Annotated in this window: 23 protein-coding genes; 14 read left to right on the top strand and 9 right to left on the bottom strand. The window is 35.9% G+C overall.

The genetic code is table 11. The features are described 5' to 3' along the window. Positions 1 to 121 precede the first annotated feature (121 nt). Together ACN5L8_RS05715 and ACN5L8_RS05710 are read left to right on the top strand one after the other, a co-directional pair. Positions 122 to 652 (top strand): hypothetical protein, encoded by a 531-nt coding sequence (locus ACN5L8_RS05715; protein WP_115361187.1) that lies wholly within the window; start codon positions 122 to 124, stop codon positions 650 to 652. 229 nt (positions 653 to 881) lie between these two features. Continuing rightward, entirely contained in the window at positions 882 to 1,316 is a 435-nt protein-coding gene (locus tag ACN5L8_RS05710) for a hypothetical protein (RefSeq protein WP_133296918.1), read from the top strand. 19 nt (positions 1,317 to 1,335) lie between these two features. On the opposite strand, the gene ACN5L8_RS05705 is transcribed toward ACN5L8_RS05710, so the two are convergent. Further along, complete coding sequence (locus ACN5L8_RS05705) at positions 1,336 to 1,986, bottom strand: flavin reductase family protein (protein WP_419172561.1); 651 nt, start codon at positions 1,984 to 1,986, stop codon at positions 1,336 to 1,338. Next, complete coding sequence (locus tag ACN5L8_RS05700) at positions 1,980 to 2,744, bottom strand: SDR family NAD(P)-dependent oxidoreductase (RefSeq protein ID WP_419172560.1); 765 nt, start codon at positions 2,742 to 2,744, stop codon at positions 1,980 to 1,982. Before ACN5L8_RS05700 ends, ACN5L8_RS05705 begins: the two co-directional genes overlap by 7 nt. Before the next feature lie 59 nt (positions 2,745 to 2,803). Here ACN5L8_RS05700 and ACN5L8_RS05695 point away from each other — a divergent pair, with 59 nt between their 5' ends. Continuing rightward, on the top strand, positions 2,804 to 4,096 hold the full coding sequence (locus ACN5L8_RS05695; protein WP_419172559.1) for an ABC1 kinase family protein: 1,293 nt from the start codon (positions 2,804 to 2,806) through the stop codon (positions 4,094 to 4,096). 97 nt (positions 4,097 to 4,193) lie between these two features. Next, entirely contained in the window at positions 4,194 to 4,691 is a 498-nt protein-coding gene (locus ACN5L8_RS05690) for a hypothetical protein (RefSeq protein WP_419172558.1), read from the top strand. A 22-nt stretch (positions 4,692 to 4,713) separates the two neighbouring features. Here the strand turns inward: ACN5L8_RS05690 and rluF are convergent, their stop codons facing one another. After that, on the bottom strand, positions 4,714 to 5,643 hold the full coding sequence (rluF, locus tag ACN5L8_RS05685; RefSeq protein ID WP_334679036.1) for a 23S rRNA pseudouridine(2604) synthase RluF: 930 nt from the start codon (positions 5,641 to 5,643) through the stop codon (positions 4,714 to 4,716). Between the two features lie 145 nt (positions 5,644 to 5,788). Between rluF and ACN5L8_RS05680 the strand changes: the two genes are divergently transcribed. After that, positions 5,789 to 6,091 (top strand): hypothetical protein, encoded by a 303-nt coding sequence (locus ACN5L8_RS05680; RefSeq protein WP_419172557.1) that lies wholly within the window; start codon positions 5,789 to 5,791, stop codon positions 6,089 to 6,091. Positions 6,092 to 6,129: 38 nt separating this feature from the next. After that, complete coding sequence (locus tag ACN5L8_RS05675; RefSeq protein WP_419172556.1) at positions 6,130 to 7,296, top strand: hypothetical protein; 1,167 nt, start codon at positions 6,130 to 6,132, stop codon at positions 7,294 to 7,296. On the opposite strand, the gene ACN5L8_RS05670 is transcribed toward ACN5L8_RS05675, so the two are convergent. The 4 genes from ACN5L8_RS05670 to ACN5L8_RS05655 all read right to left on the bottom strand — a co-directional run bounded on the left by ACN5L8_RS05670 (position 7,293) and on the right by ACN5L8_RS05655 (position 10,928). Then, complete coding sequence (locus ACN5L8_RS05670) at positions 7,293 to 7,733, bottom strand: methylglyoxal synthase (RefSeq protein WP_419172555.1); 441 nt, start codon at positions 7,731 to 7,733, stop codon at positions 7,293 to 7,295. The genes ACN5L8_RS05675 and ACN5L8_RS05670 overlap by 4 nt on opposite strands. A gap of 37 nt (positions 7,734 to 7,770) precedes the next feature. After that, entirely contained in the window at positions 7,771 to 8,124 is a 354-nt protein-coding gene (locus tag ACN5L8_RS05665; protein WP_334679038.1) for a hypothetical protein, read from the bottom strand. Between the two features lie 213 nt (positions 8,125 to 8,337). Beyond that, complete coding sequence (locus tag ACN5L8_RS05660) at positions 8,338 to 9,168, bottom strand: LysR family transcriptional regulator (protein WP_419172554.1); 831 nt, start codon at positions 9,166 to 9,168, stop codon at positions 8,338 to 8,340. A gap of 11 nt (positions 9,169 to 9,179) precedes the next feature. Further along, positions 9,180 to 10,928 carry a hypothetical protein gene (locus ACN5L8_RS05655; RefSeq protein WP_419172553.1) on the bottom strand — a complete coding sequence of 583 codons (1,749 nt, stop codon included), beginning with the start codon at positions 10,926 to 10,928 and terminating at the stop codon, positions 9,180 to 9,182. Positions 10,929 to 11,572: 644 nt separating this feature from the next. On the opposite strand from ACN5L8_RS05655, the gene ACN5L8_RS05650 reads away from it, so the two are divergent. From ACN5L8_RS05650 to ACN5L8_RS05615, 8 genes are all read left to right on the top strand, one after another. Further along, positions 11,573 to 12,619 carry a methyltransferase domain-containing protein gene (locus tag ACN5L8_RS05650; protein WP_419172552.1) on the top strand — a complete coding sequence of 349 codons (1,047 nt, stop codon included), beginning with the start codon at positions 11,573 to 11,575 and terminating at the stop codon, positions 12,617 to 12,619. A gap of 305 nt (positions 12,620 to 12,924) precedes the next feature. Next, the gene (locus ACN5L8_RS05645; RefSeq protein WP_412474244.1) at positions 12,925 to 13,623 is read left to right on the top strand and encodes a hypothetical protein; all 699 of its coding nucleotides are present in this window, start codon (positions 12,925 to 12,927) and stop codon (positions 13,621 to 13,623) included. A gap of 16 nt (positions 13,624 to 13,639) precedes the next feature. Continuing rightward, positions 13,640 to 13,837, top strand: a complete 198-nt coding sequence (locus ACN5L8_RS05640) for a cold-shock protein (RefSeq protein ID WP_115361149.1) — start codon at positions 13,640 to 13,642, stop codon at positions 13,835 to 13,837. 257 nt (positions 13,838 to 14,094) lie between these two features. Then, positions 14,095 to 14,895, top strand: coding sequence for a 4,5-DOPA dioxygenase extradiol (gene ygiD, locus ACN5L8_RS05635; RefSeq protein ID WP_419172819.1), 801 nt, complete (start codon positions 14,095 to 14,097; stop codon positions 14,893 to 14,895). 18 nt (positions 14,896 to 14,913) lie between these two features. Further along, on the top strand, positions 14,914 to 15,765 hold the full coding sequence (locus ACN5L8_RS05630) for an SDR family oxidoreductase (protein ID WP_419172551.1): 852 nt from the start codon (positions 14,914 to 14,916) through the stop codon (positions 15,763 to 15,765). A gap of 108 nt (positions 15,766 to 15,873) precedes the next feature. Next, positions 15,874 to 16,875, top strand: coding sequence for a C4-dicarboxylate TRAP transporter substrate-binding protein (locus ACN5L8_RS05625; protein ID WP_115361145.1), 1,002 nt, complete (start codon positions 15,874 to 15,876; stop codon positions 16,873 to 16,875). Then, complete coding sequence (locus ACN5L8_RS05620; RefSeq protein WP_419172550.1) at positions 16,872 to 17,333, top strand: TRAP transporter small permease; 462 nt, start codon at positions 16,872 to 16,874, stop codon at positions 17,331 to 17,333. The genes ACN5L8_RS05625 and ACN5L8_RS05620 overlap by 4 nt, the downstream gene beginning before the upstream one ends. Next, positions 17,333 to 18,613: a TRAP transporter large permease gene (locus tag ACN5L8_RS05615; RefSeq protein ID WP_419172549.1), complete on the top strand. Its 1,281-nt coding sequence runs from the start codon at positions 17,333 to 17,335 to the stop codon at positions 18,611 to 18,613. Before ACN5L8_RS05620 ends, ACN5L8_RS05615 begins: the two co-directional genes overlap by 1 nt. A gap of 63 nt (positions 18,614 to 18,676) precedes the next feature. Here ACN5L8_RS05615 and ACN5L8_RS05610 read toward each other — a convergent pair whose 3' ends face one another. Together ACN5L8_RS05610 and ACN5L8_RS05605 are read right to left on the bottom strand one after the other, a co-directional pair. Then, the gene (locus tag ACN5L8_RS05610) at positions 18,677 to 19,654 is read right to left on the bottom strand and encodes an LLM class flavin-dependent oxidoreductase (protein ID WP_419172548.1); all 978 of its coding nucleotides are present in this window, start codon (positions 19,652 to 19,654) and stop codon (positions 18,677 to 18,679) included. Further along, positions 19,654 to 20,712, bottom strand: coding sequence for an alkene reductase (locus ACN5L8_RS05605; protein WP_419172547.1), 1,059 nt, complete (start codon positions 20,710 to 20,712; stop codon positions 19,654 to 19,656). Before ACN5L8_RS05605 ends, ACN5L8_RS05610 begins: the two co-directional genes overlap by 1 nt. Positions 20,713 to 20,800 lie beyond the last annotated feature (88 nt).

Below are 20,800 nucleotides of genomic sequence, written 5' to 3'. Positions count from 1 at the left end.
GAATCCTTAGTGCTGCGTCGTGTTGTCTGCGCTTTGTTGAAGTAGAAATCGGTGTACTGACTCAATTATTTATTGTATCCATAGATATTATTTTGTCAGATATAACTAAATTAGGGGCGGTATGAAATCAATAATATTATTAATATCTTTTATTGCTAGTTCTTATACTTTTGCAAATGATAGTCGTTTATTCGAGGATATATTAATTCATCTAGAAGAAAATACCGAAATCATTGAAGATGGAAAAAGCTTTGGCTCTAGAAAGAAAACTTTAGAGAAATTAGAAGATAGAAATCAATATGCTCTTAAGCTACTTGAAGAACTTGAATTACAAGTTAAAAATACGAATGTGGATTTAAGCCTAGAGATCGAATCCTTAAAACACAAACTTAAGAGAAAAGATCAAGTCATTAGAAATACAAAAATTAATCTTACTCAAGAGATAAAAAAACTAGAGGAAGAATTAATGACAAAAGATCATATTATTAAAAATATGAATCAAGATACAACATGTACTTTAAATGTTTTTCGCCAAAGCTTCACTGGTGTTGCAAAAGATAAAGAATCAGCTAAAGCAAAAGCATTAATTATGTGCTCAAAAAAATATGATCTGCAACTACAATGCCTAAGAGGAAAGTTTGAAGGCTGCTAGGTAATTCTAGGCACTTAGCTTCTTATTCAAATACTTCTTAATACTTTCACGTAATTGACTATATATCCCTACTTCACATTTACTTTGTGGAGATAGGGAATATTTAACACTGAGTGAAGTGTATACTTTTGTACATTAAAATTTGTATTGTAAGTATTATACGATCTTTAATTTACGATTTAAGGCCAAAAATAATCATGATACAAAGAGTAAACAAATGGAGATTTATATGAAGCAAAAATTACTAATAGTATCAGTTATCTTTCTTTCACAATTTACGACATATGCAGAAACTACGATCTTCTCAAATAGTGAGGGATGTGTAGTTGAAAAAGAACAAAGAAGAAATGGAGTTATTTTATATCTATCTAAGGGTGATCAACAACAAGTTGTTGGTTTTACTAATGATTATCAACTTGCTGACTTTGTTTATTGTGCAGATGATAAGACTGAAATTAATTATCTTGATGGATCTCTTGGGACAGGCATTATGATTTCTTGTAATGGTCATAGAAATGGTCATGCTGTGACAAGAGGACGTGTTGATATTTCTTTAGATACTGATGGAAACCCAACAGAGGTTAAAATAGATGGTCAAAAGAAGGGCCTATTTACTTGGAAACAAAAAACTTTAATAGAATGTAATAATTTAGTTCAAGAATAATAAATATTTTTCTAAGGCCTTACTTAATCCAATGTAAGGCCTTATCTGGTTTAGCGTAGCTTAACCTACCTATATGCTTTGGCTTTGAGTATGAATCTAGGCCCGATACACAAACTGTCTGAGCTTGATGAATATCAATATGGCCATCATCACATATACAAGATTCTGGTAAGTAGACGTTCTTTATCTCGCCAATAATAAAATGTGTTCCATTCTCTTCGATTTTTATTTCTCTAACAAATTTAACTGAGAACTTAATTTTTGATTCTGCTACAAATGGAGCTTTAAAATTGTCTTTAATTTCTTCAGTCAGTTTACAGGCATCAAACTCACTTACATCTTGTGGATAGCGGGCACTTGTTTGATGGGCCTTTTCGACTATTTCTTCATTGATATGATTAATTGTGAACTCACCATTTTCACGAATATTATTAAGAGTATCCCTTCTGGATACATCTGGTCTAATGACCATGCCAATAAGAGCAGGGGAAGCGCCTAAGTGAACGACAGAACTTACTACCGATAGGTTTGTTTGACCTTGATTATTTATTGTTCCAATTAGATTCGCTGATTTAAAGCCAGATAAAGAATTAATGATCTTTACTCTTTTTCGATCATCAAATGCTTTAAAATCCTCATCACTGATTCTTTTTATGTTGTCTTTTACCATGGAAGCTCCTGTGCATCCCAAGATAGAAACTTACCTGTGTCATGACTATCTCGGTTCTCAATTACATTTAGTATATTCGATGCTGTTTCATGTGTCTCGTGAATCTTATAAGTAGTTCTTTTAATAAATGGCTGCGAAAGCTCTGTCTTAGTCGTTCCAGGGTGAACAGCTAAGACAACACATTTCTTTCGCTTTCTTGTAAACTCAATTGCAATAGTTTTAATCAACATATTTAAGGCCGCTTTTGAAGCACGATAACTATACCAACCTCCGATGCGATTATCTTCAATACTTCCCACTTTAGCAGAAATCGTTGCAAAGACACTTGTTACATCGTTATTGAGTTGTTTTTCAAAATGTTTGGCCAGTAATGGTGTAACAATTGAATTAACTCTCATAACCTCAATAAATGCTTCACAGTTAAAGTCCTTAAGAGATTTTTCAGGTAAGATATCATCATTATGAAGCATACCTATACAGTTGATGATGAGATTTAATCCAATATTCTTTTCTTTAATTGAATTTGAAAGGTTACAAATTTCACTCTCTTTAGTTGCATCTATTTGTATGATCTCTAAACGATCTTTGTACTCACTTTGTAAAGATAGGAGCTTTTCAGCATTTTCTCTTTTTCGATAAGTGGCCATAATTCTAGTTTTTGAATTTTTTACTAGTAGGGCATGAACAAGTCCAAAACCAATTCCATGGCCAGCACCTACTATCAATGCGTAATTACAACTGTTAAGCCTGAATGACATAATATGCCCTCGAAAAAATAGAGTTATCTTATATTGTTAGTGTTAGAATAAATGGACAGATGAAAAAAATAAATAAAATTAAAAATAAATTTATCTCCAGACAAATGGGGGTTGCCAAATTGGCCTTGAAAATGGGCAAGGATGTTTGGTCTAAACGTAATGAAGATCTTAAAAATAAGCTAAGTGGTGGGATTGGCCCCCATGTTGAATTAATAGCAAATGAACTTGGTGTAATGAAAGGTTCATTGATGAAAGCTGGGCAACTTCTTTCTACATATGCTGGTGCCTTCTTACCTCCTGAGGCCCAAAAAGTTTTAAAGCAATTAGAGAACCAATCTTATTATTTAGATTGGGAGCAAGTCAAAACTCAAGTTCCTATAGACTTTCTAGATCGTCTGGAAATAGAAGAGGAGCCTATTGCTGCCGCTAGTTTAGGGCAAGTCCATCTGGCTACATATGAAAATGCACGCTATGCCATGAAGATCCAATACAAAGGTGTACGAAAGGCCATTAAGAATGATGTGAAGGCACTTAAAATGTTAATGAAGATCCTTAATGTCATTCCTAAGGAAGTGGATCTTCGTGAAATATATGAAGAGATTGAAGATATGCTCTTTTTAGAAACTAATTATATAGAAGAAGCAAAATCAATTAATAAATTTAGAGAATTATTAAAGGACTATCCTCAATTTAAAGTTCCCGATATTTTAGAAGAATTTTCAAATGAAAAAGTTCTTACCATGGAGTATCTTGATGGCCATAGTTTAAGAGAGTTAGAAAATCTAAATCTCTCTCAAGATGACCGTAATGAGTTAGGTCGTGAATTTATGCGTCTTATGTTTCTTGAACTTTTCCACTTTAAAAAAGTACAAACTGACGTTCATATGGGAAATTATATTTTACTTCCTAATAATCAATGGGGACTCATTGATTTTGGTGCTTCAAAAACTCCACCAGATAGTTTTTTAAAAGGTTATCAGACTCTAATCATTGCTTGTGCTAATTTAGACCGTGAATTATTCTTTAAGAATCTTTACGATATGGATTATCTTTCTAAGAATAAGCAAACGAATGAAGACTTCTTTTGGGAATATGCAGAAGTTATCGCAGCACCTTTTCAAGGAGGTTTCTATGACTGGGGTTCTTCAAATGTAGCCGATAAGGTTATTGAAATGGCACCTCGATTGATGAAAGAAGTCGCTGTCGGAAATCCATCAAGACACACAGTCTTTTTAGATCGTAAGATAGGAGGAGTCTTCTTTGTACTTCAGAAATTAGAAGCAAAATTTGATGTAAGAGAATTATTAAAGGAAGTTCTCGCCAGCACAGGGGATACGGATAGTATTCGTTAATAGCTCTCTCATTATAAATCTATTCTTTTTACATGGTTGATTGTCATTTTATATCTACAAGGATAAAAGCTCCTTATGACAAATAGAGGAGAGTTTTGTGAAAGCAATTAAATTATTTATTTTAGCACTTTCAATTTCTTTAGCATCTATTCAGCAGTCAAAAGCTGTTGTTGCTGGTGGATTAGCTATTGCTGGTGTTCCTGCTGCTGGTGGAGTCGCTCTAGCTGGACTTGGCTCTGTAGGTGGTGGTTTTTTAATGACTATGGACGCTAGTAGTTGTGATGGTGGTGGATGCGTTGTCTTTCTTGTTATGGGATTGCTAGTTGGTGGAATTCTTTTAGATGAAGAAGGAAGTAACTTTGAGTTTTCAAAACTAGAGCTTAATCTTGCATCTGAAATTGGTGTAAGTACTGACTCTCTGGCCATTTATAATAGTGAAATAGAAGAAGCTAATATTATCTTTAATGAGGTTTCTTCAGAGTTAACTGCTGACTCAACGGTAGAGGAATCAAAAGGTCTTTGGGAAGAGTATAGACAATATCTTTCTCCTGAAACTTTTGAAGTTATGACAAAATTAGTTTCAAAAGCTCAATAAAAAAGGCCATTAATGGCCTTTTTTATTTTCTTCTTCTATGTTTACCTTTAGCATTCTGCTTTCGTTTCTCTTCGCGCTTAGTTGTTTTTCCACTTAAATTAAATTCTTTATCAAGTTCTTTAAAGAGCTTGTCGTATTTACTCTTTTTCTTTCTACGCTGTTGCTGTTGTTGTGGCTTTTTCTTAACTTGGGCCTTAGGGGCAGATCTTTTTTGAATGCGGTGATCTTCTGAAGAAGAGCCTTCAATTAATTTATAAAGAGATGCAATTTCTTGATCGTTGAGCTCTCGCCAGTCACCAACACCAAGTCCATCAAGGCCTATATTCATAATACGAATACGGTCTAGCTTTGTTACATTATAGCCAAAGTATTCACACATTCTACGAATCTGACGATTTAGTCCTTGAACGAGAGTGATTTTAAATACCATCATGCTCATTTGTTCGACTTTACATTTTTTCGTCATTGTTCCAAGAATTGGAACTCCACCGGCCATGCCATTAATAAATTTATCATTGATGGGCCTATCAACGGTAACGACATATTCCTTCTCGTGGTTATTTCCTGCACGAAGAATTTTGTTAACGATATCACCGTTATTAGTTAGAAAAATTAAGCCTTGTGAGTCTTTATCAAGTCGGCCAATTGGGAATACTCTCTCAACATGGTTGACGTAATCGACAATATTATCTTTTTCGCTACTCTCTGTTGTGGAAACAATTCCACGAGGCTTATTTAAAGCAATAATAATTTCTTTTTCTGCAACTTTTGGTTTTACAACCTGGCCTCTTACTTCTACGACATCGCCTTCAAATACACGATCTCCAATTTCAGCAAGCTTTCCATTTATCTTTACGATTTGTTGTTCAATTAGGTCATCAACTTCACGACGTGAGCAGATTCCACTTTGACTAATATATTTATTAATTCTCATTGAATTATTATTTTCCATGCCAGTTATTTAACATATTTTTAACTCATAAATATAGTTTAAGACGATTTATTGCTATTTTTTGAGTAAAAGTTACATTTCACTAAGTTAAAGGTGAATTATTTAATCATTCTGATACATTAGCTTCCAAATTCTGGGGGGAATTATGAAAATCTTAATCACTTTTGCTATGTTAGTAGCAGCGTCACAAATTTATGCGCAAATTCATTGTAATGATCTTAAATCTGTAAAATTACGTCGTTTTGACTTTAAAACCAAGCCTTATCAGGCAAGTGATGTCTATGCCGAAGTCTCTGGTGGGCGAATTGAATATACATATCGCTATCAAAATAGAAGGGGAATGGGACCAGGGCAGCTTTGGGCCAATGAACGAATCTCTGGTACAAATATTTTCTATGATTCACCAGCAGATGGAATTATTGTTTTCAAAAATTGTAGAGAATACTAACTACTAGTAGCTTCTATTTTATTGTGCTATCTAAGCCCATGAGCAAAAAGAAGAAGTCCGGTATGGCATTACAAGGTGTAGGAATTGCACCAAATATATTACTTCAACACGTTGAAAACACAGCTCCTTTCTTATTTAAAGGTGAGCTAGATACATCAGGTGAGAAAAGGGCCTTTCTAGAAAAGCTCAAATTCTACAAGAAGAATTTAAAACAGCTAAATAATATTAATCTTGCTGAATACTTCCACATTTGTATCAGTGCTCATTGGGCAACAGCTGGTACTTTTGTTCCAACCGATGTGGATAACCAAATCCGTGAGACTCTTTGGAAGCATGGTCATATCTCAAAGCATATAGAGAAGATGGCCCGTTTAACGATTGAATCTTGGACTTGGGATTACTCTCAAGTAACCAGTCGCAAAGCCTACAATAACGATAATAATACAGTCATGAGTACTCATGAGGGAACATGGCTAAGTGTTGCGATTGGTGCTTACTGCGCTCTTGTTAAAAATCGTAAGACTAAACTCGCCTGTGATATGGCCGATGTCATTTTAGAAGAGATTAAAAAAGAAGAGCTTATTATGCTAAAGCTTCGTGAGGAAAGGGATCATATCAATTTCCTTAGAGCGGCTCCTCTTATGGCCCACAATTTTGGTGATCTTGACCGAGTTATGGTTCAGTGGAATATGGACCCTGAAGATGCTTTTTATAAGCGAATCTTTAAGCTCGGGCACCAGTTAAATGAAAATTATGATCCAATTCTAGTTTACACTGGAAAGGTAAATAAAGAATTCTCTTCAAAAGAAAACCACCGCCATATGGCCATGAGACAGCCAAAGTGTCTTAGAAAATCATCTCAGTTCTTAATTCCAGTTGGTCCATTTATGGATGACTGGGGAAAGGTTCTAGGTGAAAGTGATCTTCTTTCTATGGAAGAGAAAGCTGAAATTGTAACGGCATTCTACGACGGCTATAAGAGACAAGATGAGGCTTTCGGCTATATTAGGGGCTACAAGAACCTTATTGAATCTATTGATGGTGGCCTTGCTGCCCTTGAGATGTATTTACCATTTGATCTTGTTGCTGAAATGAAGAAGTCTGAGTTTAGTACTCTTGCTAAAGTTTCACGTGAAGAATTTGAAGATAGCTACAAGAAGCGCCTTGAAGAATATATTTGTCCTGTTACAAGTATGAAATTCTAATTATAACTTTTTCGAGCATTTGTGTAATTATTTAAAACCGTAAGCTTCTTGTCGTATTTATTTTCCATAAGAGGAGAGTTGATAAAGAAGTCTGCACTAGTTTGATTACAGGCCATCGGAATATTGTAGAGAGTTGCAATTCTAAGAAGCGCTTTAATATCAGGATCGTGGGCCATGGACTCAAGAGGATCCCAAAAGAAAATAAGCATATCAATTTTGCCTTCAACAATGGCCGTTCCTATTTGAAAGTCACCACCAATAGGTCCACTTAGAAACTTTTCAATAGTAACACCTAACTTTTCTTCTAAAAGCTTACCTGTTGTACCTGTTGCACAAAGTTTATGTTTTTGAAGCTTTTCTTTATGTTCTAAGCTCCATTGAATAAGGTCATTTTTTCTATGGTCATGGGCCACTAAGGCTATTGTTTTCTTTGTCATAGCCTTAGTTTATGCCCACTATTTAATGAAGTAAAGCTTAGGCGACCCTTGGTCCTGATAAATTTTGTGCTAATGAATTACTAAACCTCTCTCTTTTCCACTTCAAAAGTTGATCATCAATTTCATCTTCTAGAAGTTTGAAAGTTAGATAAGGTGTATGGGCAACTTTCTTTGCATAAAACTTCTTACCATAGGACTGGATTGTCAGTTGTCCGATATAATTCGTCTGGTGTTTCTTGAAATCAAGTTTATAAGAACTACTTACTGGGCATCGATCCATGAGCCTATCAAGTTTTTGTTTAATCTTTTGATACTGGTTTTGATTGAGTTCAATACCAAAGTAAGAAACCATTGGTTGCATCGAAAAACCCGAGTTACTTTCTTTAAACATAAAGCCTCCTTGATACTGTTGTAATGTAAAAAAGATTCTTTAGAGGTGTAAATTCAGTAGGTTACCTCTCGATAATACTATGGTAGCAAAAAAATAGAAGTCAAGACAAGATGAATTTTTTTTCGTCATTTTAAATATTTAAGCCTTATTTATTTTATGGCGACTTATTCTTAATTGCTTCTTATGGAATTACTAGTGAATAAAAAGTTAAAGCTAATAGGTTGATGTTTTAAGAATTTCTATGATTTTTTTACTAACTTTATTTCGATGTTTTTCGGGACGGTAGATAAGACAAATTTCATCTTTAAAGATTGGCGCAGTCTTGAGTTTATTTAAAGTAGGATACTGAGCAGCAACTCTTGATGGAAGAAGGCCATAGCCAAGTCCCAAGGATGTGAGATTAGCAACAACTTCTAAGTTTGCTGAATTAATATGGCCATCAAAATCAATTTTCTTGGCAATTTTTTTTAAGATATATTGTGACTGACTAAGACTGGCATCAAGTATCAGTTTATTTTTTGCATTCTTTAAATGAAAGATCGATACTTCATCAAGACATAGTTTTTTAATGACAAGGTCTGGGTGTTTTATTGGATTGACTACAATACCAAAATCAGCTTCCCAGCTAATGACCTTTTCTGTCATTTCTCTTGAAAGACCGTGAATAAAATTAAACCCCATATTAGGGTATTCTTTTTGAAGCTCTGGCATAAAGCACTTAAGGGAGTAAAGTGCTACAGATGGATGAATTGCAAAAGTATAACTTCCTTGAGCAATATCTCCTTCTGAAGATACTAAGTTCTGGGCCTCTTCCCATTCAAAGATTAGCTTTCTTGAACGTTTTAAAAACTCTTCACCAAGTTTGGTTAACTGGATACCATTCTTAAGTCTTATTAGTAGATCGCCTCCAAGCTCTCTTTCTAATCGCTTAATGGCATAGCTTAGGGCCGGTTGTGATATTCCGATTTTCTCTGAGGCCCTTGTCACATTCAAGGTCTCACTAACGGTAATAAAGTATTTGATATCATCTAATATTAACGACATTATTGATTCCTTTAAAATCGAAACTCACTTTCGAGTCTATATGTGGTTCCGTGTGATTCTGTTTTTCCGATCTTTAGTCCCAAACTAAATCGATTGTCTCTACTATTTGCCTTTAACTTAAAGTAAGTTTCTTTTTCGTGGCCTGTGGTCCAGTAACCAGTTTGACCAGAGATAGGGCGACTTGTTCCTAACTGAAAAGAGAAAAGATCATCACCAGATCTCACTTCAGCATTGAAGTCCATCGTTGAACCATTTTGCTTTAGGTAGAGTGTGTTTTCTAAAGTAAGGGTATATTCATCAGAGATCGGTGTATTAAATTGATTTTTTATTGTTGTACCAAGATAGTGAAGTGAATGGTGACTTTCATTTCTGATATCATCTTTCATAATAGAGGCATGTGCCGTAACAATTCCTCTCCATGTCATATTTGCAAAGTTACTTTCGGCATATAGAGAACTGGCAAGCATATGATGCTCACTTCTAAAGTAATCACCATCTAGTGCATCGATCTCATTATTTTCATCGAGTTTTTCATTTGAGTAATCTCCTTTTCCCATCGAACCACTAACGAGTACTCTTGTATCAGCATATATATTCTTTAAGAAACCAAAGTCAGTCTTTCCCGTTCTAAGTTGTGCTTCTATGCCACCAAAGATACCTATACTTTGACTGTGAAATTCACGATGCTTCAAGCTTTTTCTGGAATGATATCCTGTTGCTCCTGCATTTAGTGTTAAATGTTCAGTGTCTCTTCTAAGAGATACACCTGCTCCAAGAGTATTTAATCCGGAAGCATTATCTGAATAGAATGCAGTTGCAGTAAAAATACCTTTAGTATAATCAACAGAGCTAAAGTTGATACCATCAAATTTAGAGCCAGGTGAAGATAAGTTATTATCGAAGCCTAGTACCTTATTTAAAACATATCCTAATTCAGTTGATAGACGATCGTGAGGTGTTCCGTCAGCATTAAATATGCGATAACTAATTCCAAAGTCAGCAAGACTTGAATCTTGAGATAGTCCTTGAGCACTTGGCGATTCATTAATTCTAACTTCTCCATAATTTAAGCTAACTATTCGATCCTTATTATCAGGGTCTTGCGCAATAACCATGGCATGACCATCTCCAGCCGTTGCATAGTCGAGTATATATGTTTCACTAATACCTAGGTCTTTAAGGACTGTTGCTTGTGCTACCGCGATATCACGGCAAACGCCAGCATCATACCCATTTCGTTGTGCTCTATAGATTTCATCTTGTGAAACAATTCCATCTGGGTCGCGGTCGTGATCATAGTGATTGTTCATCATATGGCCTAGAGTATGTCCGATATAAATTTTTTGATTGAAATTCATATATTCTTTCGCTTCTAAAAGAATATTTTGTCTTTCTAGTGAGTCATCTGCAGAGATAACGAGACCGGCAACGACATTTGAGAAATATACTTGTGCGTCTTTTTCTCCAAATTGATTCTGTGATTCATTATAGATTTCATCGAGATCACGCTGATGGTATGTCGTGCAATTATTTTCAAGGCAATTAACAATATTGCCAATAATAAATTCACGATACTTAGTTTTAAACCAATATGAGCTTTCATTATATTCACTATTATAAGTTAATTCCTTAGCGTCATATTTAATTTGATGATCTTGATAGAATGATTTCTCGATTGTGAAATCAATGTCTGCAAATACATTCAGACTGCATAAAAATGTTATAAATAGGATCTCTCTCATTCCTATAATTGATCGCAAAGAAGATGCCAGAAGTTGAACGTCATTTATGATAGATATAGCATCTTGGCCGTTTAATTTTGTACGGCCGCTTAAAGTTTAAGCATTTGCTTATCTGAAGAAAATATTGCTTATCGAATTAATGTTTCACATGGCAAACTTTAGTATTGTTATTTCAGTAAGATATACAGTTAAACTTAATTAAAAACATAAACTAATGAAAAGTTCTTAAGTGTCTGAAAATATTAGACGAGAAGTCAGTTACTAAGGGAGCTCGATGAATTTACTTGTTTTTTTATTCTATTTACGTTTGCAAACTTATTTCTATTTCTAGCACTCTATCAGGCTTCACGTTGGTATAAGTCGATTAATAAGAAGCTAGCTGTCTTAGAAGAGATAACTATGGAAATGGCCGAGCTGCAAAAGAAGTTTTCCAACTTTAAAGTTGAAGACAATTATTTAAAGCATAATTAAGATTGCTGTTTTGTTTCTTCATGCAGCAGTAAACCCCAAAATTGCCTTTTCGGTTTGTCGGCCGAAAAGGCCTTTTATACCTTAACAACGAGCTGTACTTCATCACCATTAGAACGTAAGATATAGTCATCAATAATAAATAGGCTCATGCATAGCAACCATGATCGTATTAGCATCAAGGTAAAAGCTAAATGAACCTTTCAAAAGAAACTTTTCTAGGACTACTAGAAGGTAAGAACCCTAGTACTCTAGAATTAGGGCCTATTCAACTTGCACATCTCTATATTAATTCGGCATTTCTTGTCACTGTCACAGGTTTTCTTAAGGATCAATTATGGCTAAAGCGTCAAGAAGAACGAGATATTTCGTACTGTGATTTTATGACTCCACTTTTTTCAAACGATTTATTAAGAATATCTTTTTTAAAAGATTTTTTAATTGCTAGTGGTGAAACGAATTTAAAAAAGGTGGCCAAGGACTCAAAAGTAATTGAAGAAAATGTTTTAAAACAAATTCTTGGCGCATGTGAGCTCTCTCAAAAAGAATTTGTCATTGAGTCTTTAAAGGAGATGAGTCTTTATTTCTTGGCGGAAGAAAAGGCCCAAGAAGGACGACTGCAAAGTCTTGGTCATAAGGGACCTGATCTTTATCGTACATTTGATAATCTCGATGATCTCTTTAACCTCAATTACCAATTAGATCGAGATATGATTTTTGATTCTACTATTAAAGAGAGGCTGTATGCAGGAGCCGGTGTAGGAGTTCAATCTGGCTATTCTACAATCTTATTGGCCATGGAGAATATGCAGTTAAAGCAAGGTGGAAAGGTTATTGATCTTGGATCTGGTTATGGGAGAGTTGGATTAGTGTGTTCTCTTTTGCGTCCGGATGTCGATTTCATTGGTTATGAATTTGTCCCTCATCGGGTTGAAATATCAAATATAGCTACAAAGGCTTTTGGCCTTGAAGAGAATTTAAGCTTTCAAGTACAGGATCTGTCACTGGCCTCTTTTAAGATTCCAGAAGCCGATGTTTATTATCTCTATGATCCTTTTACTAAAGAGACATATCACTATGTGCTAGGGCAAATTGTGGAATATAGTAAAGATAAGGAGATAACTATCATTACAAAAGGTAATGCTAGGGGCTGGCTTATGGATATTGCAGAAGAAAACTCTTGGCCTAGACCTGTAATTATCGATGAAGGTAATCTATGTGTATTTAAAACAAGAGAATAAGTATAATTGTAAGTTGTTGAAATTGTATTGTTTAGGTGAATGGATATAAAATTTTAGTGTAAAGATAACCCGTAAGTCGCGTTAAATACTTTAATTTGTTGCCCTGTGTGCAGAAAGTCGGTATAAGGAATTAATTGTATTTGATTTTTATAGTTAGTTCCTTGTTTATCTTAAAGTTCCTTCCTATTTTAATTCGATGTGCAAAATTATTAACTCGGCAGAGAATTAAAAGTATTTGTCTATTAAACATTTAGAGTAAGTTCATTATTAAGACGCAAACTAAGACCGAGCTGTTATGTGAAAAGGTGAGAAATCCTAGAACATATATGCTTGATGAGAATATTCACCCTCGCATTCACGCCAAAAATCTTGATCGTGAGCTAGGTTATAAAATCACAAAGATTGAAGAAAAGCTTTCTCAAAAGTACCGCGCTTATTATAAAGATGCAGATGATTCAAGTCGTAAGCAACATTACGATGGAACACAGACTTGGATTGGGTTACACCCTCAAGCATTGCAAACTCCATATAATCATTTATTTGATGCCCTTTATTTATTAAAGGATTACAACATCGACAAGATTGTTGATATAGGTGCTGGCTATGGCCGCATCGGGCTTGTTATGAGCTCAATTTTTCCAGAAGCTCGCTTTATTGGATATGAAATTCTAAAACAAAGACAAAGAGAAGGTAATCGCGTCTTTGAGAGAATGGAATTACTTAATTGCGAAATTCTTTTGGAGAATGTTTTAGAAGAGGACTTTGTTCTACCTAAGGCACAGGTTTACTTTATTTATGACTTCAGTGAGATGCAAGATATTTCCGACATCTTAGATGAACTTGTAACTCGTATTGATGACTACAACTTCTTTCTTATTACAAAGGGGGAGAGAGTGGATTATTTAATCGAGAAAAAATATAAGCAATTTTGGATAGCAAATGGTTTTTTAAGTTCAGGTGAACTTAAGATATATAGTTCGATCACAGATCTAACAAAATTTTAATAGCTAGGAGAAAATTATGGCTACAGGTACAGTAAAGTTTTTTAATGATGAGAAAGGTTTTGGATTTATTAAGCCAGACGATGGTGGACAAGATCTTTTCGTACATATCTCAGGTGTTGAAGGTAACACTCTTAGAGATGACGAAAAAGTTGAATTTGAAGTAGGTGAAGGACAAAAAGGTCCATGTGCTGTTCAAGTTAAATCTCTTTCTTAATTTAAGAAGAATTTAAAAAGAGGGGCCTATTCTTGGCTTCTCTTTTTTTTCCTATTATTTCAATATTTTACATTCTTTTTTAGCGTTCCTTTGTGGCAACACTGGGTTGCATATTTGTAGTCTTTTGCAACATGTGATTTTTGGTAATAATTAAGATTATCACCGGCCAGGAGACTGCTATGATGAAACTTGGAAGACGCCAAGCTATTACAGGAATTCTTTTTGGCCTAGCATCAGCAGTGCTTGGGAGAAAGTTTATGACAACTAAAAAAGAAAGAATGCCAGCAATATTTTTAGGTCATGGATCACCTATGAATGCCATTGAAAGTAACGACTTTACAAAAAGTTTAGAAAAGTTAGGCAAGAGACTACGTCGTGATTATTCAAGGCCCAAGGCCGTGCTTATGATCTCCGCCCATTGGGAAACTGAAGGAACTTGGGTTACCGGAATGGATCATCCAAAGACTATTCATGACTTCTATGGTTTTCCACAAGAATTATATGATGTTCGATATCCTGCAGATGGAAATGCCAACTTAGCTGATGAAATTGCTAAGGTGATAAAAAAGCCTCGAGTTAATATTGATGAGAAGCAGTGGGGTCTTGATCATGGAACATGGTCAGTTTTAAAACATGTTTTTCCTGAAGCGGATATACCAGTTGTTCAATTAAGTCTCGATCGCAATCAGTCATATGAATATCACTACGAACTTGGAAAAAAGATAAGGTTCTTAAGAGATGAAGGCGTCATGATTATGGGAAGTGGGAATATTGTCCATAATTTAAGAATGATGAGTCGTGAGCATCGATACTTAGGCCATGACTGGGCCATCGAGTTTGACGAATGGGTAAAAGATAAACTTCTTAAAAGAGAAGATGCTCCGCTAGTGAGTGATGCTCTTAAGACGCAAGCTGGTAAATTTAGCATTCCAACAGATGAGCACTACCTACCTCTTTTATACGTTCTAGGTGCTAGCTCAAAAGAAGATAAAATGACTTTTGATTATGAAGGTTTAGAACTTGGTTCATTATCAATGAGGTCAGTTCGTTATTATTAAAACTTATTGGAGGAAAATATGATCGCTTTAACAGGTGCTTCAGGCCAACTCGGTCAGCTCGTTATAAAAAATTTATTAGATAAGGGTGTAAAACCAAAGTCGATTGTTGCCATTGCACGCTCAACACATAAGCTCGATGAATTTGCTAAGAAGGGCGTACAGGTTAGGTATGGAGACTATGAGAAACCTGATAGTCTTAGATCTGCTTTAGAAGGCGTTGAAAAACTACTACTTATCTCATCAAGTGAAATAGGAAAAAGACTTCCTCAACATCAAAATGTCATTGATGTTGTAAGAGATTCTTCAGTGAAACATTTGGCCTATACAAGCATTCTCGATGCAGATAATTCGCCATTAGGACTTGCTAAAGAACATATTGATACTGAAAAGCTAATCAATGATCTTGATATTAAGACTACAATTTTGAGAAATGGTTGGTATTCAGAGAATTACACAATGGGAATTCCGACCATATTAGAGCATTCTGTTGTTCTCGGTTGTGCTGGAGAGGGGAGGATATCATCAGCTCCAAGAAATGATTATGCCTTGGCCGCGGCAAGTATTTTAACAGATGATGTCCATGTTGGTAAGGTATACGAATTAGCAGGTGATACTTCTTATAACTTAAGTGAATTTGCAGCTCTAATTGGTGAGCAGTATGGAAGAGATATTTCTTATAAGAATATGACTCAAAATGAGTATAGAGACGTTTTACTTCAGGCTGGTCTTCCTGAAGTGATTGCGGATATGTTGGCCGACTCAGAAATTGGCGCCTCAAAAGGAGGACTTTATTCTGAAAGTAAGGATTTATCGAGATTAATCGGTCGTCCTACAGAGTCAATGAAAGAGACCATCAGAAGACTTGCTTAATTCATATATGAAGGGGATGCTAAGCATCTCCTTATTTTATTAAATCTCTCTTGGAAATCTCTCTAAACAAGTTATAATTATCTTATAAACGTCAATGAGAGAGTTTATATGAAGTTGATTTTCATCTGTGCATTACTATGCATAATTTCTTGTCGTCCATCTGAGACAAAAGATCCATCAAAGTTCAAAATAAAATTACGTTTAAGTCATGTCTTTAGCCCTAAAGAAGACTTAACTCTTTCAATGGATAAAGTTGCTAAACGAATTGATGAAAAAACGAATGGAGCGGTGAAAATTTTAACTTTTCCCCAAGGCCAAATTGCAACTTATAAAGATGGAGTGGAGCTTGTTGCTAGAGGTGCCCATTTTATTTCTGTGGAAGACCCTTCTTATATTGGAGACTATGTTCCTGAGTTCACTGCCCTTGTTGGTCCAATGCTTTATAATAGCTATGATGAATACACTGAGCTGATAAAGACACAGATGGTTAAGGATTGGGCCAAGAAATTAGAAAAACAAGGAATTAAAATACTTTCACTTGAATATATTTTTGGATTTAGGAATCTTATTACAGATAAGGTTGTAAGAACCCCTGAGGACTTAGAAGGAGTAAAACTTAGAACTCCTGGAAGTAAGCTCTTTATTGAGACTTTAAATGCAATGGGGGCAACAGCAACACCTCTTCCTTGGGGGGAGACATTTAGTGCAGTTCAACAGGGTGTTGTCGATGGACTTGAAGGATCGGAATTTACAAATATTAGTACAAAAGTCTATGAGACAGGAAAAAAGAATGTAGCACTTACAAAGCACTTTTTAGGTGTCTGTGGTGTTTATATTTCAACGGAAGTCTGGGCAAAGATTCCTGTGAAGTATCAAAAAATCATACAAGATGAATTTGACTTTGAGGCACGTGAAATGATTAATCTTTTAAAGTCTAAACACTCAAGTGTTGTTAAAAAACTCGAGTCTCATGGGGTTAAATTTAATGAAATAGATCGTGCTTCATTTGAGAAAAGAACGAAGAATGTATTTGAAAGCTTACCAGGAGTAAATCTTCAAATGTATAATAAAATCCAAAATGAGCTTAAAAGTATAAGAGAGCGCATATGAAATTATTTCTAAAAAACTTTGAAGAAATTATTAGCGGAAGCTTTCTTATTATAATGGTTTGCTTAGTTATTTTGAATGTCATCCTACGATATCTTTTTAATTACAGTATTTACTGGGCGGAAGAGGTCTCAACGATATGCTTTGTTTGGTCTGTCTTTGTTGGTGCTAGTGCCGTCTATAAAAATAAAATGGATATAGGAATTGATGCTTTAATTGTAAGACTCTCACCAGAAAAAGAAAAGGTTGCTAGAACTGTTGCTCACTTACTTACCATATTGATTAACGGCTACATCTTCTATTTAAGTATTGTCTTTACATTTATTGCATATAAGAAACCAACAGCTGTTCTAGGCATTAGTTCAGCTGTTTATAATAGTGCTCTTATCTTTGGCTTTGGCCTTATCACTTTTCACTCCATTAAGTTTTTAATTGAAGATGTAAAGGGGAGGAGAGCATAATGGAATACTTACCTGTAGCAATTGTTTTCATTCTTTATTTTTCTAGCTTACCAATTGCCTTTGCTCTATTTGGCGCATCGATTTTCTATTTCACATTCATGGATGCAGGAATGCCAACAGACTTAGTCTTACAAAAGTTTATTACTGCTACAGCATCATTTCCACTCTTAGCAATCCCATTCTTTGTCATGGCAGGATCTGTTATGAACTACTCCGGAATTAGTGCAAAGCTTATGCAAATGGCCGATGTGCTTACCGGTCATCTAACTGGTGGCATGGCCCAAGTTAATGTTGTTCTTTCTACATTTATGGGTGGCGTTTCTGGTTCTGCCAATGCTGATGCGGCCATGCAAAGTAAGATCCTTGTTCCACAAATGCAAGAACGTGGCTATAGTAAGGCATTCTCTGCTGCTATTACTGCTGCTTCATCGGCTATCTCACCAGTCATCCCTCCTGGGATTGTTCTTATTATATATGCACTTATTGCTCAGGTTTCAGTAGCTAAAATGTTTGCTGCTGGTTATGCTCCTGGCCTAATTATGGCCGCCGTACTTATGATCACAGTGGCAATTATTTCAAAAAAACGTGGCTATAAGCCAACACGTGAAATAAAAGCAAATAGTAAAGAAATTGCCATGCAGTTTATTGATTCAATGTGGTCTCTTGCGCTACCATTTGGAGTTATTCTAGGACTAAGATTTGGTCTATTCACTCCAACGGAAGCGGGAGCAATCGCCGTCTTAGCATCTGTCCTAATTGGTATTTTCATCTATAAGGAACTTAAGAAAGAACACTTTATCCCTATTATGAAAGATACAATCTATGGAACGGGAACTGTTGTTCTTATTATTGTATCGGCTTCTGTATTTGGTTATTACTTAAATTGGGAACAGATTCCTCAACGACTTACAGAGGTCCTACTAAGCTTAACTCAAAATAAATACGTTATGCTTGCTATTATGAATGTACTTTTATTAGCAATGGGGATGTTTCTTGAGGGTGGTGCTGCTCTTATTATCATTGCGCCACTTGTTGTTCCTGTGGCGACTCAGCTTGGTATTGATCCAATTCATTTTGGCGCGGTTCTCATCGTTAATATTATGATTGGTGGGGTAACGCCTCCTTTTGGCTCCATGATGTTTACGACTTGTTCCATTACAGGTGTCACAATAGGTGAGTTTGTTAAAGAGATTTGGCCATTCATTATTGCTTTACTGCTAACATTGCTTTTAGTGACGTATTGGCCGGCCGTTGTTTTATTCTTACCAAACTTACTTTAAGGCGGTAAGGCGGTGCCATGCACCTTTTGTTTCGCAGTGGCGAAACAAAAGGTGCATGGCACCCTATAAATCAGATAAGTACTTAAGAGATCGAATTCGTTTTTCAACATCATAGATTGATGTGACGACCATCAGTTCATCAGGTCGATAGCGAGTGATAAAAGTCTCTAGTTTTTTCTTAACGGTCTCTTTCGATCCAACAAAAGAGAAGTGAAGCATATGCTTTGCCATCATCGCTTCTTCAGGAGACCAATAAGTATTGATATCTTCAATTGGAGGAGAGAATTTCTTTTTAACTCCACGTCTAAGGTTAGCAAAAGATTGCTGTTGGCTTGTTGCTAGAAATTGTGCTTCTTCGTCTGTGTCAGCGATAATAATATTTACCCCTAACATAAAATATGGCCTTTCTTGTTGAGGTGAAGGCTCAAAACCAGCATGATAAAGATCTAGTGCATCTTGAAGAGCATCAGGTGCAAAGTGTGAAGCAAAAGCATAAGGAAGACCTAAATGAGCTGCTAGTTGCGCACCAAATGTGCTTGAACCTAAAATCCACAATGGAACTTCGCTTGCGTGTCCTGGAGTGGCCACAATTGGATCATTACCACTTTCTTTTGAAAGGAGTCTTTGTAGCTCGACGACATCTTTAGGAAAGTTGTTTGAGCTTTGGGCCGTAGTTCTTAAGGCCTGAACAGTCATTTGATCAGTACCGGGAGCACGCCCAAGGCCTAGATCAATTCGTCCAGGATATAATGCTTCAAGAGTTCCAAATTGTTCAGCAATAACTAGGGGAGAGTGGTTCGGAAGCATAATCCCACCAGCTCCAACTCTAATTTTTTTCGTTTGGGCAGCAAGTAATCCAATAACAACAGAAGTTGCAGCACTGGCAATGGCCGGCATATTGTGATGTTCAGCAACCCAAATACGATTAAATCCAAATTCCTCAACGGCCTGTGCTGTCTTAACAGAATCATTGTATGCATCGCTTAGTTCTTGGCCTTCATTTACAAAGACCAAGTCTAATAATGATAGCTTTGTCTGCATTATAATTCCTCTAGTGTTGGGTAATCTGTGTAGCCAACTTTATCTGGCCCATAGAATGTTTCAAAGACTGGCTCATTAAGAGGAGCATCTTTTTTAAATCGCTCTACTAAATCAGGATTTGCAATGAATGGAACACCAAATGAAATAGCGTCGGCAATTCCATCATTAAGGGCCTTTTGTGCCGTTTCTTTTGTAAACTTTTGATTGGCAATAAAGACACCATCAAAGTGTTTCTTTAATTTTGGAAAAAGACTTCCATCATCAAGCGGATCACGTGTGAAGACAAAAGCAATGTCTCTCTTATTGAGTTCTTCTACAACATAGCTAAATAGTGATAAGGGATCAGAGTCACCCATGTCGTGACTATCGCAACGAGGAGCAAGGTGAACGCCAACGCGATCAGCGCCCCATACTTCAATGAGTTCATCTGTGATTTCCAGCAAAAAACGCACTCTGTTTTCAATTGAGCCTCCATATATATCATCTCTCTTATTTGTTGAGTCTTGTAAGAATTGATCGATTAGGTAACCATTGGCAGCGTGAATTTCTACTCCGTCAAATCCAGCTTCCTTAGCATTTATGGCCGCTTGTTTATAGTCTTGGATGATGGCCCTAACTTCTTTTGTCTCTAATGCTCTTGGTGTTTCAAAGTTTGTGATAGGTCTAACCTGTGAGACGTGACCCTCTGGCCTAATAGCACTTGGAGCAACAGGTAATTCACCGTCTAAGAACATTGGATGGGAAATTCTACCAACATGCCAAAGTTGCATAAAGATTTTTGAACCTTTCTCTTGAACAGCTTGAGTAATTTTCTTCCAGCCGGCAATTTGCTCTTTTGACCAAATTCCTGGTGTGTTGGCATACCCAACAGCTTTTTTTGTTATGGCAGTGGCCTCTGTTAAGATCATCCCAGCTCCTGCTCTTTGTGTATAGTATTCAAGCATAAGTTCATTTGGGACTCTTTCAACTCCTGCTCTTGCACGAGTAAGAGGGGCCATGATGATACGATTCTTTAGTTTAAGGTGACCTAATTTTATTGGGGAAAATAAATCTGGCATATGTACTCCTAAAATTATAGTTAGATGTTTGTCAAACAATAGACCCGCTCTTGAAAAAAATCAAGCAATTTGTTAGAATTTTATCTAA

The organism is Halobacteriovorax sp. (genome assembly GCF_048381875.1).
Lineage (GTDB): Bacteria > Bdellovibrionota > Bacteriovoracia > Bacteriovoracales > Bacteriovoracaceae > Halobacteriovorax_A > Halobacteriovorax_A vibrionivorans.
The sequence above is the reverse complement of the archived record's forward strand: the minus strand, read 5'-3'. Positions and strand labels throughout refer to the sequence as shown.

Bases quoted from the DNA above. Each gene is read 5' to 3' on its own strand.
- ACN5L8_RS05715 (WP_115361187.1), top strand. From the start codon at position 122: ATGAAATCAATAATATTATTAATATCTTTTATTGCTAGTTCTTATACT.
- ACN5L8_RS05710 (WP_133296918.1), top strand. From the start codon at position 882: ATGAAGCAAAAATTACTAATAGTATCAGTTATCTTTCTTTCACAATTT.
- ACN5L8_RS05705 (WP_419172561.1), bottom strand. From the start codon at position 1,986: ATGGTAAAAGACAACATAAAAAGAATCAGTGATGAGGATTTTAAAGCA.
- ACN5L8_RS05700 (WP_419172560.1), bottom strand. From the start codon at position 2,744: ATGTCATTCAGGCTTAACAGTTGTAATTACGCATTGATAGTAGGTGCT.
- ACN5L8_RS05695 (WP_419172559.1), top strand. From the start codon at position 2,804: ATGAAAAAAATAAATAAAATTAAAAATAAATTTATCTCCAGACAAATG.
- rluF (WP_334679036.1), bottom strand. From the start codon at position 5,643: ATGGAAAATAATAATTCAATGAGAATTAATAAATATATTAGTCAAAGT.
- ACN5L8_RS05680 (WP_419172557.1), top strand. From the start codon at position 5,789: ATGAAAATCTTAATCACTTTTGCTATGTTAGTAGCAGCGTCACAAATT.
- ACN5L8_RS05675 (WP_419172556.1), top strand. From the start codon at position 6,130: ATGAGCAAAAAGAAGAAGTCCGGTATGGCATTACAAGGTGTAGGAATT.
- ACN5L8_RS05670 (WP_419172555.1), bottom strand. From the start codon at position 7,733: ATGACAAAGAAAACAATAGCCTTAGTGGCCCATGACCATAGAAAAAAT.
- ACN5L8_RS05665 (WP_334679038.1), bottom strand. From the start codon at position 8,124: ATGTTTAAAGAAAGTAACTCGGGTTTTTCGATGCAACCAATGGTTTCT.
- ACN5L8_RS05660 (WP_419172554.1), bottom strand. From the start codon at position 9,168: ATGTCGTTAATATTAGATGATATCAAATACTTTATTACCGTTAGTGAG.
- ACN5L8_RS05650 (WP_419172552.1), top strand. From the start codon at position 11,573: ATGAACCTTTCAAAAGAAACTTTTCTAGGACTACTAGAAGGTAAGAAC.
- ACN5L8_RS05640 (WP_115361149.1), top strand. From the start codon at position 13,640: ATGGCTACAGGTACAGTAAAGTTTTTTAATGATGAGAAAGGTTTTGGA.
- ygiD (WP_419172819.1), top strand. From the start codon at position 14,095: ATGACAACTAAAAAAGAAAGAATGCCAGCAATATTTTTAGGTCATGGA.
- ACN5L8_RS05630 (WP_419172551.1), top strand. From the start codon at position 14,914: ATGATCGCTTTAACAGGTGCTTCAGGCCAACTCGGTCAGCTCGTTATA.
- ACN5L8_RS05625 (WP_115361145.1), top strand. From the start codon at position 15,874: ATGAAGTTGATTTTCATCTGTGCATTACTATGCATAATTTCTTGTCGT.
- ACN5L8_RS05620 (WP_419172550.1), top strand. From the start codon at position 16,872: ATGAAATTATTTCTAAAAAACTTTGAAGAAATTATTAGCGGAAGCTTT.
- ACN5L8_RS05615 (WP_419172549.1), top strand. From the start codon at position 17,333: ATGGAATACTTACCTGTAGCAATTGTTTTCATTCTTTATTTTTCTAGC.
- ACN5L8_RS05610 (WP_419172548.1), bottom strand. From the start codon at position 19,654: ATGCAGACAAAGCTATCATTATTAGACTTGGTCTTTGTAAATGAAGGC.
- ACN5L8_RS05605 (WP_419172547.1), bottom strand. From the start codon at position 20,712: ATGCCAGATTTATTTTCCCCAATAAAATTAGGTCACCTTAAACTAAAG.